Origin of the sequence: Bradyrhizobium sp. RDI18 (genome assembly GCF_043203335.1) — a bacterium.
GTDB classification, from domain to species: Bacteria; Pseudomonadota; Alphaproteobacteria; order Rhizobiales; family Xanthobacteraceae; genus Bradyrhizobium; species Bradyrhizobium retamae.
The window spans coordinates 14,333-29,078 of the sequence record NZ_JBICRN010000002.1; the positions used below are offsets into that span (position 1 = coordinate 14,333).

At 58.8% G+C, this 14,746-nt stretch carries 14 protein-coding genes and 3 pseudogenes; 7 read left to right on the forward strand and 10 right to left on the reverse strand.

Annotated features, from left to right (window positions below):
- Nucleotides 1-61: 61 nt before the first annotated feature.
- The 4 genes from ACFXS9_RS00400 to ACFXS9_RS00415 form a co-directional block, all read right to left on the reverse strand.
- Entirely contained in the window at nucleotides 62-712 is a 651-nt protein-coding gene (locus ACFXS9_RS00400; RefSeq protein ID WP_392683874.1) for a cupin domain-containing protein, read from the reverse strand.
- Between the two features lie 184 nt (nucleotides 713-896).
- Nucleotides 897-1,115, reverse strand: coding sequence for a VOC family protein (locus tag ACFXS9_RS00405; RefSeq protein ID WP_392683939.1), 219 nt, complete (start codon nucleotides 1,113-1,115; stop codon nucleotides 897-899).
- 4 nt (nucleotides 1,116-1,119) lie between these two features.
- A complete protein-coding gene (locus ACFXS9_RS00410; protein WP_392683877.1) occupies nucleotides 1,120-1,260 on the reverse strand; it encodes a hypothetical protein in 141 nt (46 codons plus the stop codon).
- A gap of 237 nt (nucleotides 1,261-1,497) precedes the next feature.
- A complete protein-coding gene (locus ACFXS9_RS00415) occupies nucleotides 1,498-1,749 on the reverse strand; it encodes a DUF1488 family protein (protein WP_057902425.1) in 252 nt (83 codons plus the stop codon).
- A gap of 446 nt (nucleotides 1,750-2,195) precedes the next feature.
- Between ACFXS9_RS00415 and ACFXS9_RS00420 the strand changes: the two are divergent.
- Nucleotides 2,196-2,442, forward strand: a pseudogene (locus ACFXS9_RS00420) (hypothetical protein).
- A 241-nt stretch (nucleotides 2,443-2,683) separates the two neighbouring features.
- Here the strand turns inward: ACFXS9_RS00420 and ACFXS9_RS00425 are convergent.
- Both ACFXS9_RS00425 and rpoH read right to left on the reverse strand, forming a co-directional pair.
- Complete coding sequence (locus ACFXS9_RS00425) at nucleotides 2,684-2,998, reverse strand: hypothetical protein (protein ID WP_392683881.1); 315 nt, start codon at nucleotides 2,996-2,998, stop codon at nucleotides 2,684-2,686.
- 101 nt (nucleotides 2,999-3,099) lie between these two features.
- Nucleotides 3,100-4,002: pseudogene (rpoH, locus tag ACFXS9_RS00430) on the reverse strand (RNA polymerase sigma factor RpoH).
- 95 nt (nucleotides 4,003-4,097) lie between these two features.
- Between rpoH and ACFXS9_RS00435 the strand changes: the two are divergent.
- Both ACFXS9_RS00435 and ACFXS9_RS00440 read left to right on the forward strand, forming a co-directional pair.
- Nucleotides 4,098-4,355, forward strand: a complete 258-nt coding sequence (locus ACFXS9_RS00435) for a hypothetical protein (protein WP_392683883.1) — start codon at nucleotides 4,098-4,100, stop codon at nucleotides 4,353-4,355.
- 1,033 nt (nucleotides 4,356-5,388) lie between these two features.
- Nucleotides 5,389-5,656, forward strand: a pseudogene (locus ACFXS9_RS00440) (ferritin-like domain-containing protein); the annotation flags it as partial.
- Nucleotides 5,657-6,255: 599 nt separating this feature from the next.
- Here the strand turns inward: ACFXS9_RS00440 and ACFXS9_RS00445 are convergent.
- Nucleotides 6,256-6,519, reverse strand: a complete 264-nt coding sequence (locus ACFXS9_RS00445; RefSeq protein WP_392683886.1) for a hypothetical protein — start codon at nucleotides 6,517-6,519, stop codon at nucleotides 6,256-6,258.
- Between the two features lie 749 nt (nucleotides 6,520-7,268).
- Here ACFXS9_RS00445 and ACFXS9_RS00450 point away from each other — a divergent pair.
- Nucleotides 7,269-7,727, forward strand: a complete 459-nt coding sequence (locus tag ACFXS9_RS00450; RefSeq protein WP_392683942.1) for an ABC transporter substrate binding protein — start codon at nucleotides 7,269-7,271, stop codon at nucleotides 7,725-7,727.
- Nucleotides 7,728-8,493: 766 nt separating this feature from the next.
- On the opposite strand, the gene ACFXS9_RS00455 is transcribed toward ACFXS9_RS00450, so the two are convergent.
- The 3 genes from ACFXS9_RS00455 to ACFXS9_RS00465 all read right to left on the reverse strand — a co-directional run bounded on the left by ACFXS9_RS00455 (nucleotide 8,494) and on the right by ACFXS9_RS00465 (nucleotide 12,057).
- Nucleotides 8,494-9,192 carry a hypothetical protein gene (locus ACFXS9_RS00455; protein WP_392683889.1) on the reverse strand — a complete coding sequence of 233 codons (699 nt, stop codon included), beginning with the start codon at nucleotides 9,190-9,192 and terminating at the stop codon, nucleotides 8,494-8,496.
- A 456-nt stretch (nucleotides 9,193-9,648) separates the two neighbouring features.
- Nucleotides 9,649-9,789 (reverse strand): hypothetical protein, encoded by a 141-nt coding sequence (locus ACFXS9_RS00460; protein ID WP_392683892.1) that lies wholly within the window; start codon nucleotides 9,787-9,789, stop codon nucleotides 9,649-9,651.
- Between the two features lie 1,986 nt (nucleotides 9,790-11,775).
- Nucleotides 11,776-12,057, reverse strand: a complete 282-nt coding sequence (locus tag ACFXS9_RS00465) for a hypothetical protein (protein ID WP_392683895.1) — start codon at nucleotides 12,055-12,057, stop codon at nucleotides 11,776-11,778.
- Between the two features lie 636 nt (nucleotides 12,058-12,693).
- On the opposite strand from ACFXS9_RS00465, the gene ACFXS9_RS00470 reads away from it, so the two are divergent.
- The 3 genes from ACFXS9_RS00470 to ACFXS9_RS00480 all read left to right on the forward strand — a co-directional run bounded on the left by ACFXS9_RS00470 (nucleotide 12,694) and on the right by ACFXS9_RS00480 (nucleotide 14,468).
- Nucleotides 12,694-13,167: a hypothetical protein gene (locus ACFXS9_RS00470; RefSeq protein ID WP_392683898.1), complete on the forward strand. Its 474-nt coding sequence runs from the start codon at nucleotides 12,694-12,696 to the stop codon at nucleotides 13,165-13,167.
- Nucleotides 13,168-13,737: 570 nt separating this feature from the next.
- A complete protein-coding gene (locus ACFXS9_RS00475) occupies nucleotides 13,738-13,866 on the forward strand; it encodes a hypothetical protein (RefSeq protein ID WP_392683901.1) in 129 nt (42 codons plus the stop codon).
- A gap of 62 nt (nucleotides 13,867-13,928) precedes the next feature.
- Complete coding sequence (locus ACFXS9_RS00480; RefSeq protein WP_392683903.1) at nucleotides 13,929-14,468, forward strand: hypothetical protein; 540 nt, start codon at nucleotides 13,929-13,931, stop codon at nucleotides 14,466-14,468.
- Nucleotides 14,469-14,746: the final 278 nt, after the last annotated feature.

Sequence of the window (14,746 nt, forward strand, 5' to 3'; positions counted from 1 at the left end):
CGTCCATCGCGCCCTCCAGGAGTGGAATGCGGGCATGACACTGTTGGCCGCCCGTCGGTAGCTATTGATTCTTTGCTGGTGCGCCCGGAAGCACGGCTGCCACACCTTCCGGATTGATGTTGAAGGCCAAGAATATCAACGGCTCGTCGCCTGGGTTTCCCCATTGGTGCACGAGGCCGTAGGGTTCATAGATCAAAGAACCCGGTCCCCTTGCTTCTGTCTTACCGTCGACCGTGTTGGCCCCGGTGCCGGAGATGATAAAATATAGAGCCGCGCCTGACCGATGGTGTGGAGGGTTGGAGGGCATCCGCGCCGGAAATGTGACTCGCGTGAGATTGAGATCATAACCGCCTGGCTTCAGGTCGGGGATCGGATTCGCTGTGCGATACAATCCTCTCACGGCGGCAGGTGCCGTCTCGGCAGGCCGACCCAAGTCCACGGCGGGCGCGAGGAAGAAGTGGAGGAAAGTCGATGGCCCTCCGCTGCCCGCCGTTAGCGCCGCGGTCTTTCCGCCGGCGATGAACAGCCCCTCTCCGGCGTTGAGCATTTTGGCCTCGCCATCGAGCGCGACCTCGGTCGATCCTGACATCTGGTAGAGGATGCCGTTGGCTCCCAAAACGCCGCTCTTCTCATCCGGCTGAAGAGTGACGCTCACTGCTTTGAAATGGAGCGGCACGTCTGTGACGGTCGGCAGTTTGGTTGCGGCGATCACTGTTCGTGTAATTGCCGGTGGAGCGGGGGTGATTTGTGCGGTCCCGGAGGCGGGAAGCGCCATCGCGCCGAGCAACAGTGGTCCGGTTGTCCTGAATTGCATGATTGCCTCCCAGGTTCAGCGGATAATCGGAGCACCATACGCTCTCCCAGCGCTTCTTGGAATGGGAGGCCGCTTCGAGCTGCTATTGGACGGAAACCGGGAGCAAAGGCCGAGCGAAACTGAGTTCGTGGCCGTCGGGGTCAATTAGGTGGAAGAAGCGCTCACCCCATTCGGCATCGCGGGGCACGGTAGCTGGCTGGCATCCCGCTGCGAGCGCACGGTCGTAAAGTGCGTCAACATCGGCAACGTAGAAGATTACCCGCCCCCACCAGGACCAGCGCCGCTCGGCTGGCTGGGCGATGAGGTTAAAGCTCGCCCTGCTCGAAAGCTGGTGAGGGACGACCCTTCGCCGCCATGCAGGACCTCAAACCCAGCGCGCCGTAGAACCGGACAGCTCGTGGCATTTCGTGGGTGCCCAGTGTGACCGCGCTGATCCCCTCGATCATGGACAGAACTCTCCTGTTTCATTTCCCCGCGCCGCTTGTAGCCGACACTTCTCCACATGTCCAGAACAAAGCCAAGTGCGCGACGTACGGGCTGACCGTCGCCTCATGGATCGACTGGGGCAGGAATAACCGCAATGGACGAAGCCGGTTCATCGGATAACCTAAACGAACGGCGCTCAACAGCTGGTGGCCACGTCGTCGCTTGCGCAAGAGTTGGCGTCGAACAGCCAGCCTGCATCAGGGGTTCAGATCCTCAGTGGTCACTACAACACCGCGGTCAGAGTGCCCCTCCCGCTGCAACTTCGCGCGAGCGAGATGTTCGATCTCGGCTCGGTGCCTTACAAAGATAGCGATGAGTTGTGCATGGCCTGCGTCCCTTCTGCTCATACGCTCTCTGTTCAGAAGGGCAGTCTCCGTTACCCGGCACTTTTCGATTTTGCCGCCGTACTCCACCACGAAATGGACGTAATCGCCGCCAGCAACAACCATGAGAATGGTCCTCAGACGGGGGTAAAGACTAACATATGGTGGTTTATCCGGCCTCCTACAAGCGAGGGCTGCATGAGCGCATCAATCTGCCAGCGCCCATCTTCCCTAGACCGCCGCGATAAGCGTTTGGGCAATGGCCAAGCCCGCTCGCGTCGGCATCGGATCAAGCCTGCCGTAGGTCCAATTCGGCCCCGTTCCTTTAGGGAACAGGCGAATTAACGCGCTAAATGCATCGCGTGTGCGGATCCATCGCCAGAAGCCGAAGGCACTCGGCCAAAAGTTCGGCTGCGGATTTATGCGGCGTCTCTCCATCAAGGTTCTCCGGCTTCGGGAGTGCTGCGGGGTGCCGTGGCGCGCCTTTTTCTTTGCAGTAATGGGTTGCTCCGGACTTGCCCGGACCGAATCGCACCAATCTAATAGGCATCGCTTTATATGGAGTAGCAGCGATGGCAGGGCTCAAGACCCCGCGTCAGCTGGCGGACCGGATGCGCGATCATCGCGCGCAGCACCGCGCCCGCGATGGTTTCGTGCGAGGGACCTTCACCCAGCGCCGTGACGACGCCCGCCAAACGGTCAGGGGAGTTCCTCGATCACTACCCGAAGCCGGCCTACATGAGCGAGGTCGAGCACTGGCGCGAGCTGCCAGGCGGGGAGATCGAGTTCACGATGAGGCGGCTGCGAACGGCAGTCTGAACGGGGACGACCCCGAAATCAGATAGTCGCATCGTGCATGAAGAGACCTGTGGAAATTGCCGCTGCTGCCGCAGCTCTAGCTTCGGCCGTCGTGACGCTTGCATCCTGCCGGCTTGCATCCTGCCGAATTCGGATCGTTCGTGGTCATGGTGAACCGCCCCGAAACTGCGGGACGATGGCGCCTGAGGCTGGTTGGCTGCGGCCGGCATGACGAAGGAAGCAGCGGTGCTGCTTTTTTGACTCAGTCCCTGTCACCCGTAAGCACAATCTGCCGGATCAGCTTCGTGTGCGCCCAAGCTCGGATCGAAGCGGAATAGCGTAGAGCAATAGGGCAGACGATCTCACTGGCATCGCCCGTCTTGTGGAAGATGTGTGGGTGATCTTGTGACGGTTTATCCCCAATGCACTTGAACTCGCGGCAGCCAATGCGGACGATCGGCACCCCGACTTCGTTATGAAACGTCGATAACTTTCCATCTGCAGTGCGCGGCTTAGGCGCCCGATCGATGATGCGAAGTGCCGTGCATGGATCGTCGAACGAGGGCTCGATCAGCACCGCGGTGAGCGGCGCCCCTCTCGCGTCGTTCGGTTGCCGTAAAACGTACCCATAGCGACACGTCCATCGTCAGTTTCTCCCACCAAGGGAGAGGTTGGAAGCTAACGCACCTGTAGAGACGCCAGGGTCGCCATCGCCGCGACAGGGTGCTTCACTGCGTTCTGCACCTTCTCGAAGGCGCTCACCTCGATCTGGCGCACGCGCTCGCGCGAGACGCCAGGTACCTCGGCCAGCTCCACAAGCGTGATCATGTTCCTCGGCGAGCCGGCGCGTCTCGAAGATGCGCCGCTCGCGCTGTTGAGCACGGTGAGCGCATCGGACAGCGTCTTGCGGCGGTTATCGAACTCCTCGCCCGCGGCGAGCGTCGTCTCCTGGTCCGGGGATTCGTCCACCAGCCAGTCTTGCCACTCGCCGGAATCGCCGTCCTCGCGGATCGCAGCGTTGAGCGAGGCGTCGCCGCCGAGCCGCCGGTTCATGCAAATCACGTCCGTTTCGGTGACGCCGATCCGCCGGGCGATGATCTTCACCTGGTCCAGCCGCATATCGCCATCGTCGAGGATGGAGATTTTGCTCTGGGCCTTGCGGAGGAGTTGAAGAACACCTTCTTCTGGTTGGCCGTGGTGCCCATCTTCACCAGCGACCACGAGCGCAGGATGTATTCCTGGATCGCCGCCTTGATCCACCACACGGCGTACGTGGCGAACCGGAAGACCTTCTCCGGCTCGAAGCGCTCGACCGCCTGCATCAGGCCGACATTGCCCTCGAGGATATCGCCCGGAGATCGGCAGGCCGTAGCCGCGATGGTCCCTGGCGATCTTGGTCACGAGCCGCAGATGGCTGGTAACCAGCTTGTGCGCCGCGTCGCGATCGCCGTGCTCGCGCCAGCGCTTGGCCAGCATGTATTCTTCCCGGCGTTCCAACATCGGGAACCGCCGGATTTCCTCAAGATAACGGGTGAGGCCGGGTTCGGCTGTAAGGATCGGCAGGGCCGCGTTGCGGGCCATGATCAAGCCCTCAAACTAGTTTCGAAACAAATTATCTGCATCCAGTCGGTTGTCAAGTTAATTTCGAAACGCTATTATATCTCGAAGAGGCAAACATGTCAGCGCGCGAAACGGCAGAGCTCCTGCTGCAGGCGGGACGGCTCGTACAAGCTGAGGGCTATGACGGCGAGCTCAGTCCGGCCCAATGGATGGCGCTCCGCTTCTTCGCCCGTGCCAACGCGTTCTCGCGGACCCCGTCGGCATTCGCGGAATTTCAAGCGACAACCCGCGGCACCGCAACACAAGCCATTAAGGCGCTTGAAGCGGGCGGTACTTGGTCCGACAGCCATTCAAGACGGACGGGCGAAGCGTAAAGTCTGCGACTGACGAGCAAGGGCTAAAAAGCCCTTGCACGCGATCCGTTCGAAGTTCTGGTGCGCGCCGTGGATTCAATGCCAGAGCTGACAGAGCGAACTGCGATGGGTCGCGCCCTGCACTAGATGCCGTCCACGGGAAAACGAGTGGGGCGCATCGGCGCCCCGTTCCCCCCCAGGACCGTATCGCAATTTCGCGAAGAGATGTGCGGCGGTCTCGTTGAGCACGGGCCCCTCGGCCGCTGAATGCCCGTTCTTCGGTAACTGGATTCAGCCAGAGGACTTTTGTCTTCTGTGCGTCCATTTTCAACTAATGAACGAGCAACTGCATCGAATTACGGCATTCATGAGGTTCACCACTGCGATCTGCTGAAAGGACGCTGACCGGACCTTCGTCGTCAACGAGAGGGCGCAGAGCTTTGGGGTGATTTCTGTCGCTCACGCGCGCAACCGCTTTTTGGAAATCTTACGCTCTTCACGCGGGACACCTGGGCGAGATCACAACCCCGCATTTTCTGCTCGCCGAAGAGATCGAATAATTTTAGTTGTTTAAGGTGGTGCATGAGTTCTCAAAATCTGGCACGAGACGGACATCGCATCGGCTGGCGCCGATGTCCGTTCTTTCAGGTAGAGCGGAAATCGCTGGGATTTGCGCCGAAAGTCCGAAGGTGACTGCGATAAAGCAGACATAGGAATGGAGCTGGCTGGCCTCTGATGATCGTTTGTTGCTGCAACGTCCTAAGCGACACCGAGGTGCGAACTGTCGCCACCATCGCGATGCGCTGAAACCACCAGCTATGTCTATAGCTGCCCTGGGGAAAAGCGTATTCGCTGCGGTCGCTGCGCCCGCAACATCCGAGAAGGCGGCGGACGAGGTTTTTGACGGAGCGAAAGTCGGGGGGGCGGGAGGCGGCGCCGTTCTCTTAGCGCCCGCGGACAAGCAGCCCTAGGCTTCTACGGTGTTGCCATCCAGTGGCATCGTTCAGACTAGCTCTTCTAGAGTCTGAACCATGGCTAAAACAGGAGCGTGGCTATGAAGGGTGGGGAGGAGGTCGTCGAACTTCTCAACAAGGCGCTGCGGCCAGAATTGACCGCGGTCAACCAATATTTGGTTGCACTACTGGCTACCGGACAATTGGGGTTACAGGGATCTTGCCAAGCAATGTAGCGTAAGGAATCGATCTGAATAAATGGAGCACGCTGACAAGCTGGTCGTGCAGATCATTTTCCTCGAAGGTTTCCCGAACCTGCAATTGCTCGATCCCCTGCGCATCGGTCAGAACGTCAAAGAGGTGCTTGACTTGCGACCTGGCGGTGGGGATTTCTTGCCTGCACGCTCGACCAGGAAGCCGCAACGGGTTGAAATTCCGCAGCGCAGGGTCTCCTGCACCACCGAGGTGTGCTATCCTTTCCTGGAGGACAAGAGGCCGACCAGGTGCTAGTGAAACGACGCGCGTTCATCACGCTGCTCGACGGCGCTGCAGCCGCGCCGGATTGGCGTCATGATCGCCCTCGGAGGGAGATCCGGAATTGAAAAAGCGGCTCGCGGCGTTCCGGCAACGGCTCCGGTCAAACTGAGAAGACGCAGCACGACGGCACAGGGAGGAGCCTAGCAAGTAATGGTCTAGTAGGGGCCTCCATTCAGGGCACTCGCGCTGAATGACTGAACGCTCCGACAAGGAGGAAAAAATGAAAATGTTACCTCAAGTCTTGTTTTGGTTGGGACTAATTTCTATCCGGTTCGCATGGGTGGTATGGTTCTTTGGGCCACTGCTTGAAGTCTCAAGGCCAGTCCTTGCCAGTATTAGCGATCCTGCTTTAAGGCGGACTTGCAGGTGAAGCCCACGCAGAGCGGTTGGGAATTTGTCGGTGTTTGGCCAGTGCGATTCCCGGTATTGAGTCAAATCCTGGAAACGAAAATGCGGGGATAAAAACGCCGTCGCCGGGGCTGACGGAACGTGATTGGCTCTCGATTGGTAGAGCTGAACGATCTTCGCGGGAGCGCGGCAATATCCTGAGTGATCTCTGAATCGAGCGCAATGTAGTTGCGTTTACGTTCGCCCCAGCGTTGCGCGAACTCGATCGCTTTCTCGAGGAGATGGAGACCAGAGACAAGCCGGTCGCCTTCCTCCACGACGACCTCCATCGCTTTCGTATCGACCATCCGCTCTTCAGCGCCAAGACCAATCGGCGGTTCCCGCCCGTCGCATCGCCCAGGCCTGATACCAGCACTATCTCTTCCATCGAGCGTGACGCAGTAGAACAGCGCCGATCAGTAGCCAGGCAAAAGGAATTGTCATCGATACCATGAAGATCAATGCGATGATCCCGACCGTGAAGACCATGCGGTGGGCGCTCTTAAGCATCAAGCTGCTGGTAGATAAAACTTGCATCGCAGTTCCCACTACGATGCGAGGACTAAATATTAATACGCCCCCAAGCACCAAAAGAATTGATCAATTCAAAGTGCACATCGAGTAAAATCACTGCAATCCTACGTACCGCCGTTTGCTGTGGGGCATGAATACTGAATTGGCACTTTTGAGACATGCCGACGGTCCGCGCTTCGTTTGCGGGTTAGACCGGAAGTGAGCTGCACGCGGTCAATGCGACGACGACGGACCCAACCCCGGACACGCAGGGTCCAATTGGATATACAGGTAGCCGTTAAGCGGTTAAAACAGGCACCGGAAACCACGTTGGGCCGGGCAATAAATGAATAGCCGGGTACCATTGCTCTCAGATTGCGCGATGAAACGGCGTGAATTTCTTAAGCTCGGCGGAGCCATGTCCCTTGCTGCGTTTGGGGCAGCAAATCAAAGTTCCGACAATCGGCGTACTCGTTTTGGGGAACTTAATCCCGGTCCTTTTTGAAAGCTCCTTCGAGAAGCGCTGGGGAAAAAATTAAGCCACATCGAAGGCCAGAGTTTTCGCCTAGAGCTGCGATCCGCGGGTGGCGATGCGGCAGCCCTTGGAGATTTGGCTAGTGAATTGGTTCGCCTCAAAGCCGACGTTATTGTCGCTTGGCAAACGCCATCTGCCATGGCGGCGAAGCAAGCCACGAACAGCATTCCCATCATCATGGCGGCAGTCGGCGATGCGGTTGCTACCGGACTTGTGAAGAACCTGGCACGGCCTGAAGGTAACATCACCGGAAATACGGCCATCGCTGCAGAAGTCATGGCTAAGAACGTCGAACTCATTCGTGAGACGTTGCCGGCCGCTCGCCGCGTTGCAGTTCTGGCGAACACGGTGGACCTTGGCAAGCCCTTTCTCGATCCAGATCGAGCTCGCAGCACCAGCCCGCCAGCATCAGATCAATCGGGTAATAATGATGCATCAACGGAAATGCCGAGGTCGTACGGGGAATGAGCCAAAGCAAGGTGGATGCAGTTATTATTCAACCAGCTTGGTACGGAGGGATGTCATCGAACTCACACTGAAGCATCAGATGCCTTCGTTCTCGATGGTTGGTTCGTTTCCTTCTTCGGGAGTCTGATGTCCGTACGGCGCCTCTGATCCCGACCAGTGGCGGGAAGTAGCGCCATAAACGGGGACAAGATACTGAAAAGAATACGCCCGGCCGATTTGCCAGTCGCGCAACCGACCCGGTTTGAGCTAATCGTGAAGATCTCAAGACCGCCAAAAACGCTTGGCATCACCATTCCTCCGTCGCTGCTTACGCGCGCGGATAACCGGATCGAATAGCGTTTTATCGCTGTGGCGCGCATGAGTCCGGTTTTAGCACCTTTGAGGCATAGGGGACCGACCCTGACGATGTCCGTTTCCAGGGGATAATAGTGTTGCAAAAGTCCCAGAAAGGCGCTGCAGCGAATTTTCCCCCATAAGCACGAAACAAGCGATAGTCGCCGATAAATGCGGCCTAAAACCAACTACCGGAATCGCCTGTGAGTTTGGCGCATGGAGAGCGTTCTCCCCCACATCATTTTTTCAATCGCCGCGCCTACAGCTCGGAGAATTTGAATCCCCATCCGCGAAAAGACTTTTTTGCAACAGTATCGGGGAAGAGCGGCGGTAGTCGGCCGGCGACCAAAATTGCGCGATTGACCCGCAAGAGACATTTGGCGCGAGAGAAAAAGCCAAGGAGTGTCAATCCGAATTGGTCAGAACCGCGCATTCACCGTTCGCTGCAAGATGCGCCAATCTCCGGGGACGCGCCAGGCGAATGATTGCCGCGATCACCGAAACGCAAGCCGGAACCCGCCGCTGGGTCCTTGACCGTGCCCGACACCAACACCTCCTTCGCGCCGGCGAGCGCGCACACGCGCTCGATGTGAACGGCAATGCCGCCGATATCATCGCCGATCACTTCGCGCTCGCCGGTATGAAGCCCGGCGCGGACTTCAATGCCCAGCGGCCTGATTTCGTCGGCGATGGCGCAAGCGCAGCGCACGCCGCGTGCCGGACCGTCGAAAGTGGCAAGAACGCCGTCGCCGGTCGTCTTGATTCGTGGCCGCGGAAGCGTGAGGAAGGGTGCGCCGCGTATCCATGTGATGGGTGTCCAGAGGTTGTGCCAACGATGGTCGCCGAGCGCGGCGGCTTTCTCGGTCGGCAACGATGTCTGTAGGCACCGTGGCGGCACCAGGTCGACCGCGACAGGCGCAAGCGAGCCGGTCAGAAACTCCTCGATCGCATCAGCGATGTCGTCGGCATTGTCGCCGACGAAGGGGATGTAGTCGACCCCTGGGAACTCGAGATAGCGAGCACCTGGAGTATGCGTGGCCAGAACCGGGCGCCTCGACGCTGATGTTCCTGTCGTCCGTCCGATGGATGACGAGGGTCGGACCCGGATCGTCGACGATGTCGCTGATGTCAATCAGACGGTTCATGCGCGCGTACGCGGCGGAGCCAGCAGGGCTATTGACACTCGCCGTTCTTGCCCCACCAGCGTTTGAACGCGCAGTCATTGACGCGGAGGGCGCAAACCCGTGGGAAGCTACCGCCGCTGCCCCAGTCACGCTCGATATAGTCGAGAGACTGCGCCAGCGTCGACAGAGCAAATGTTGATGTGTGATATGCTGTAGAGAGCGCTACAGCGCGCGGCAGCGCGACTGGGATAGGTCGGGAGTTCAGCGCCGGACAGCTTGCTTCCTTCTAGGGGCAATAGAAAAGCGCCGCCTGTTCCATGCCGGCGGCGTCCGTAACCGCACGCAGGTCGTCCATGCGCGGGTCTTAGGCCCATAAAGCCGGCGACCTGATCCAGATAGGCCCGTGCCGCGCTTGTCGAACATCACCACCCGGCCGTAGCGCGCCAGGCGCAGCAGCCACGGACTCACCTCGGGTCTTCAACCCACCAGTGCTCGACGTTGGTAAAGCCCGGCGGAGCGAAAACAACGTTGAGCGGACCCTCGCCGAACACTTGATAGGCGATGTGAACGTCGCCGCTCTTGGCGTACCGGGTGTCTGGCTGCATTGACGGACCACCCACGCTTGCCGGGACTTTCCGGCCGGCCGGAACTATAGCAGCAGCTTAGATTGTCGGGAACGGCTCAATGTCCCCTGTTGGGCACCTTTGAGACATGCCCGCCTATCCTGAGAATGTCCGTTCACCGGGTTGACCGGAAGTCGCCGTGGTCGGCCAAACCGACGCGAATGATCCATCTCGGACTCCCAGTTGGCCCAACAGCCACTCACCCATTCAAAATTCCGAGTTACGGGTTCATAATGTGGCGGTAAGGCGCGCCGCGAGGTGACGAATGAATCGCCGCGATTTTGCCACGCGGATCAGCGCGGTAGCGTGGCCACTCGCAAAACGCGCGCAGCAACCACGGATCGGCTACGTCTGGAGCGGCGCCCGCGGGACGGGCGTGTATACCCAGACCGGATTCCGTCAGGGACTTGCGGACCGGGGGCGCGTCGTCGGCGCAACCTGGTTTAGAAGAACGCTACGCCGACGGAAGCCGGAGCGCGCACCTGCGCTGATCGCCGAACTTCTCACGCTCAATGTCGATGTTCTCGTGACTCCGGCACGCCCGCTCAACTGGCTGCGCAACGTGCAACATCCACGGTGCCGATCGTCACCACCAGCTGAGTCCGTCAGAACCATTTTGCGGATTTGTGGCGTCTTGCTCGACCGAATATACTGGGCTGTCCTCTCGGCGAATATGGCGTCAAGTGGTTGGAACTGCTGAAGGAGGCAGCCCCGAAGGTGTCGTGTCGCCGGTTGGCCCGCGCAGACCCTGGACAATCCGATGAATGCTAAATCCAAGTCGAACTTGTGCAGCGGCACCCGCGCTCGGTCTCGAGCTGACAGCGCTCGGTGCGGCTGGCGGACATCGAGAACAGCTTGCCCGCTCTGGCAGACGGGCCTCGACGGCCTCATCGTCACCGACGATCCATCTCTGTTACCCCTCATCCCCCGGCTGATCGCGCTCACCCCAGAGCGGCGCTTGCCGGCGATCTATCCATTCACCGGACTCGGTCCGGCGAGGGGGACTAATGTCGTACTCGACCAACCTTTCAAGCTATGGCAACGCGCCGCGGGCTGTGTTGATCGCATCCTCAAAGGCGCGCGTCCGGCGGAGCTTCCCGTCGAGTAGGCGACGGACAGTACCCTGAGTATCAACCTCAAGACCGCTAACGCTCTCGGCCTCGACATTCCACTTGCGCTGCTCGGCCGCGCCGACGAGGGATCGAACAGCAACAACGACAATTCCTGCGGTGCCAGGTCCGTTCCTGGCACTTCCTTTGAAAGGAATGCGGACGGACTTTGAAATTGTCTGCTTATCGGGGTAGACCGGAAGTCGTCGGCACCCAGTCAGAATGGCGCAATTGACCCAACTGAGACATTGGGCACCCCTGGGGTATCGCACCGGACCGGTCCCAAAGTCTTCCAAGTATCGGGTCTAGGTTGATACTCTGCCGCATTCTGATCCTCGAGGCAGGCATGAAGCGACGAGACGTTATTGCGCTTTTCGCGGGTGAACTTTCGCAGCCCCGTTTGTCGCTCACGCGCAGAATACCAACAAAGCTCGCAGACGGATCACCTTCCTGCCAGATCTCCACCCGGCAACGCTCGAAGCCTGGCGGGCAGAAATGCGTCCTCGGCTGGATCGAGGGGCGGGACTTCGTCATTGTGCAGTCAGGGAAAGAGCTGGGAAGCCGCGGCTCATTAGATGAAGCCGCACAGCGCGTGGTAGAGAACAAGTCAGACCTCGTTTTCACTACCACAACCGCCTACGCGCTCGCTCTGCAACGCGCAACGGGGTCAATTCCTATTGTGATGCTGGGTTCTGGATACCCGGTCGAGGCTGGCGCGGCTGACGGCCTCGCCAGAAGCCGGAAGGAATGTCACAGGCAACGCGATCTATACGGAGACGGGGGTCTGGGGCAAGATGTTAAACCTTGCTCCGCGAGGCCAAGCCGGGCATCAAACGAGTCGCCGCCTTGTGGAGTTACGTCATACCACGTTTCCTAAGAGGAGATCGAGCCAGCCTACGCTGAGCTCAATAGCGCGCCACGCTCGCTTAACCTGGAGCTTCCCATCGTCGAGGTCGCGAACTCCGATCAGCCACAGGCTGCGCTCGCCGAGATCGACGGAGTGAAACCAGGCGGCGCCCCACTGACCTCTTTTTAAGCGAGAAGGCGAGGTCGGTCGTGATGCCTTGCCATGGGCAAAGGCCTGCCCACTATCGCCGATGTTGATGTTCGGACATCCTTCGCCGCGCCGCTCGATCTGCATCTGTTTTACGGACCCACAAATCGAGAGCTTGTGCAGAATGCGGTCGCTAAGGTCGACAAGAATTTTGCAGGGTTCTAGTCTAAGAGGCCTGCCGATCCAGCGGCCTCGCCGATTTGAACTGATCGTCAACCTTGAGGGGGCGAAAGCAATTGGGCTCGATCTTCCACCCGTCCTTGTCGCGCGAGCGGACCAAGTGATCGAATAGGGGCTCTTCGTCGCGAAGCACGGTCTGAAATTGGCACGTCTCGGGCATGGCCCAATGACCGACTTGAGTCCGCTTTCGGGGAAGAGCGAAAGTTTTCGGGTCATCAGGTCGTAGATTATCCAGCACGGACGGTGTGATCCGCCGGTGGGCGCTGCATAATTTAGACTTCTCGGGGCCAAGGCGCACGGCCTCGCGAGCGCGGGACTTTCCTGTACGAAAAGACACGGTGATCGAATGAGACGATCTGCCGCCACGGTTCTGATCCTTTCTCGAGTTGTGCTTGTTTTCGCGTCGGCTGCCGAAACCTGGGCAGCGCCGAGGAATGCTGTGCACTCCACTCGTGCAGCGGCAACATTAATGACGCTTTTTTTGGACGAGCCAGGCTGGCTGGGTCGAGGGTAGCACCATCGTTATCGAGCGTAAGGGTGCGGGTGGTCGCTTCGATCAGCTACCGGCGCTTGCCGCCGATCTTGTGCGATCGAAACCTGATCTCTTGGTCGCCTTCGCTTTACCAGCCCGTGCGCGCCGCTAAGAACGCGACCTCCGAGATACCAATTGTGATGCTCTTCGTCGCCGATCCGGTCGGCTGGGATCTTTGCGTCAAGCCTGGCTCGCCCTGGCGGAAATCTGACTGGTGTCGCCACGCTGGTTCCGGGCGGTTTCGGCGGGAAGGCCCTTTGGCTTTCTTCGGGGAACTCTGGCCACAAGCGAAGCGCGTGGCAGCTTTCTCATCAATCCTTCAAACGACATCCATCGGCTGGCTTTCCCAAGAGTTTACCTACTCTGCGGCCGACCAGCTCGGCTTTCAGCTCGACATTATCGAGATGCGGAAGGCTGAGGAAATTCCTGGCGCAATTGCCGCCGCTAAAGCCCGAGGGGCGGAAAGCTTTATACATAGCGGGTGACCCGATGCTGAACTCCCCAACGAGCCGCGTGTCCGAACTTGCGGCGCAAGCTAGGCTGCCGTCGATCTACTTGGCGGGCTCCCGAGAAGAGGTGGAAGCCGGTGGATTACTTTCTTTCGGCCTGACCGCGGCCTTGGCGCGGCGCGGCGCCTACTATGTCGATCGAATCTCTCAAAGGCGCTAAACCGGCCGAGCTTCCTATTGAGCAGCCCACCAAATTCCTGCTTCTCATTAATCTCAAGACAGCGAAACTGCTCGGTATCAGATTCGGCGTCCGTTCTCGCCGGTGCTGACGAGGTGATCGAATAAGGCTTGTCACTTCCGGTTTTGGCACACCTTTCGGACCTGCCGATCCTCGCAGCGAACGTCGGCTATGAGGGTAAAGCGGAAGTGGCTCGGAAATCGCCAAACTGACGCGATTGACCCTTAGCGGTCATGGCGCAACGCAGAATGCTGTTGTCGCCGCGCTCGACATCTTGCGCCTCAACTCCCCGGACTCCTATGCTGCGTGATGTGGTATATGCTTCAACTTTGAGGGGGCGAAGTTCCGGAGCTCTTCTTGAGGGCTGCATGAGACGGCGCGATTTTATCAGTCTTTTTGGCCGTGCGGCGATCGCGTGGCTGCTCGTTGCGGCGGCACAGCAGAGCGCCAATAGCAAGCGTCTTGCTATCTTCAGCCTATCAGAAGCCAAGCGCTGACTTGCATGAGTATAGCGAAAGCAAAAAGTACTGAGCCTTTTCGCCGACCTTCGGCGGTTTAGATGGATCGAGGGACACAACCTCTCAAGGTCGAAAGTTATGGCCGAGAGCAAAATGCGTCCGGGCCTGAAGCGCTGGCGACGGAAATCGTCCGGAGCAACCCGGATGTCGTCCACGTGTTTGGTCCTGGCGCAGTCATCTTCAAAAAGCTAAGATTGGTATTCCGATTGTGGCGATTACTACCGCATCCTGTTAAGCAAGGGATCGCCGAAAGTCTGGCTCACCCGGGCGGCAATTTCACGGGAGCCAGTATCGACGCCGGTCTGTCCATTCATGGAAAACGGATTGCACTGTTAGGCGAGATGGTTCCGACGATGTCGAAACTTGGCTGTCTCGCCTTTTCGATCTCAATGGAATGGGGGGGAAAAAGTCTGGCGCCCTGCGCAGCTGCTGAAATGGGTGGCTTTCTCTCGCGGTATCTTTACTGGAATTTGCTCCCAGCGAAGCAGACTATCGGGCGGCGATCGAGAGTATCTGCCGTTAAATTGCGTAATGCAGTCATGGTCGTCGATCTGCTCGAGACTCATCAAAGGGCCTTTTGATTTCAAGGTTGGTCGGCGAAGCGTTTTTTTTGGCGATTTTTCACAAATGCTGAACCTGTCGAAGCCGGCGGCTTAATGGCCTATTTCTTCGATTCGATCGAGGTGCTTAAGCGCGCCGCCAATAACATCGGTTAATTTACCGAGGAGCAAAGCCTGGCGACTTCCCGTTCTACCACCTAACCAAATTGGAGTTGTCCATCAACCTCAAGACAGCCAAGCAGCTGGGGCTTTCCGTACCTCCTGGGCCCCTCGTGAGTGCCGATAAGGTAATTGAGTGA

Coding starts and splice junctions, on each gene's coding strand:
- ACFXS9_RS00410 (WP_392683877.1), bottom strand. CDS start 1,260: ATGATCGAGGGGATCAGCGCGGTCACACTGGGCACCCACGAAATGCCA.
- ACFXS9_RS00415 (WP_057902425.1), bottom strand. CDS start 1,749: ATGGTTGTTGCTGGCGGCGATTACGTCCATTTCGTGGTGGAGTACGGC.
- ACFXS9_RS00435 (WP_392683883.1), top strand. CDS start 4,098: ATGTCAGCGCGCGAAACGGCAGAGCTCCTGCTGCAGGCGGGACGGCTC.
- ACFXS9_RS00445 (WP_392683886.1), bottom strand. CDS start 6,519: ATGGTCGATACGAAAGCGATGGAGGTCGTCGTGGAGGAAGGCGACCGG.
- ACFXS9_RS00460 (WP_392683892.1), bottom strand. CDS start 9,789: ATGCAGCCAGACACCCGGTACGCCAAGAGCGGCGACGTTCACATCGCC.
- ACFXS9_RS00465 (WP_392683895.1), bottom strand. CDS start 12,057: ATGCAGATCGAGCGGCGCGGCGAAGGATGTCCGAACATCAACATCGGC.
- ACFXS9_RS00475 (WP_392683901.1), top strand. CDS start 13,738: ATGAGACGGCGCGATTTTATCAGTCTTTTTGGCCGTGCGGCGATCGCG.
- ACFXS9_RS00480 (WP_392683903.1), top strand. CDS start 13,929: ATGGATCGAGGGACACAACCTCTCAAGGTCGAAAGTTATGGCCGAGAG.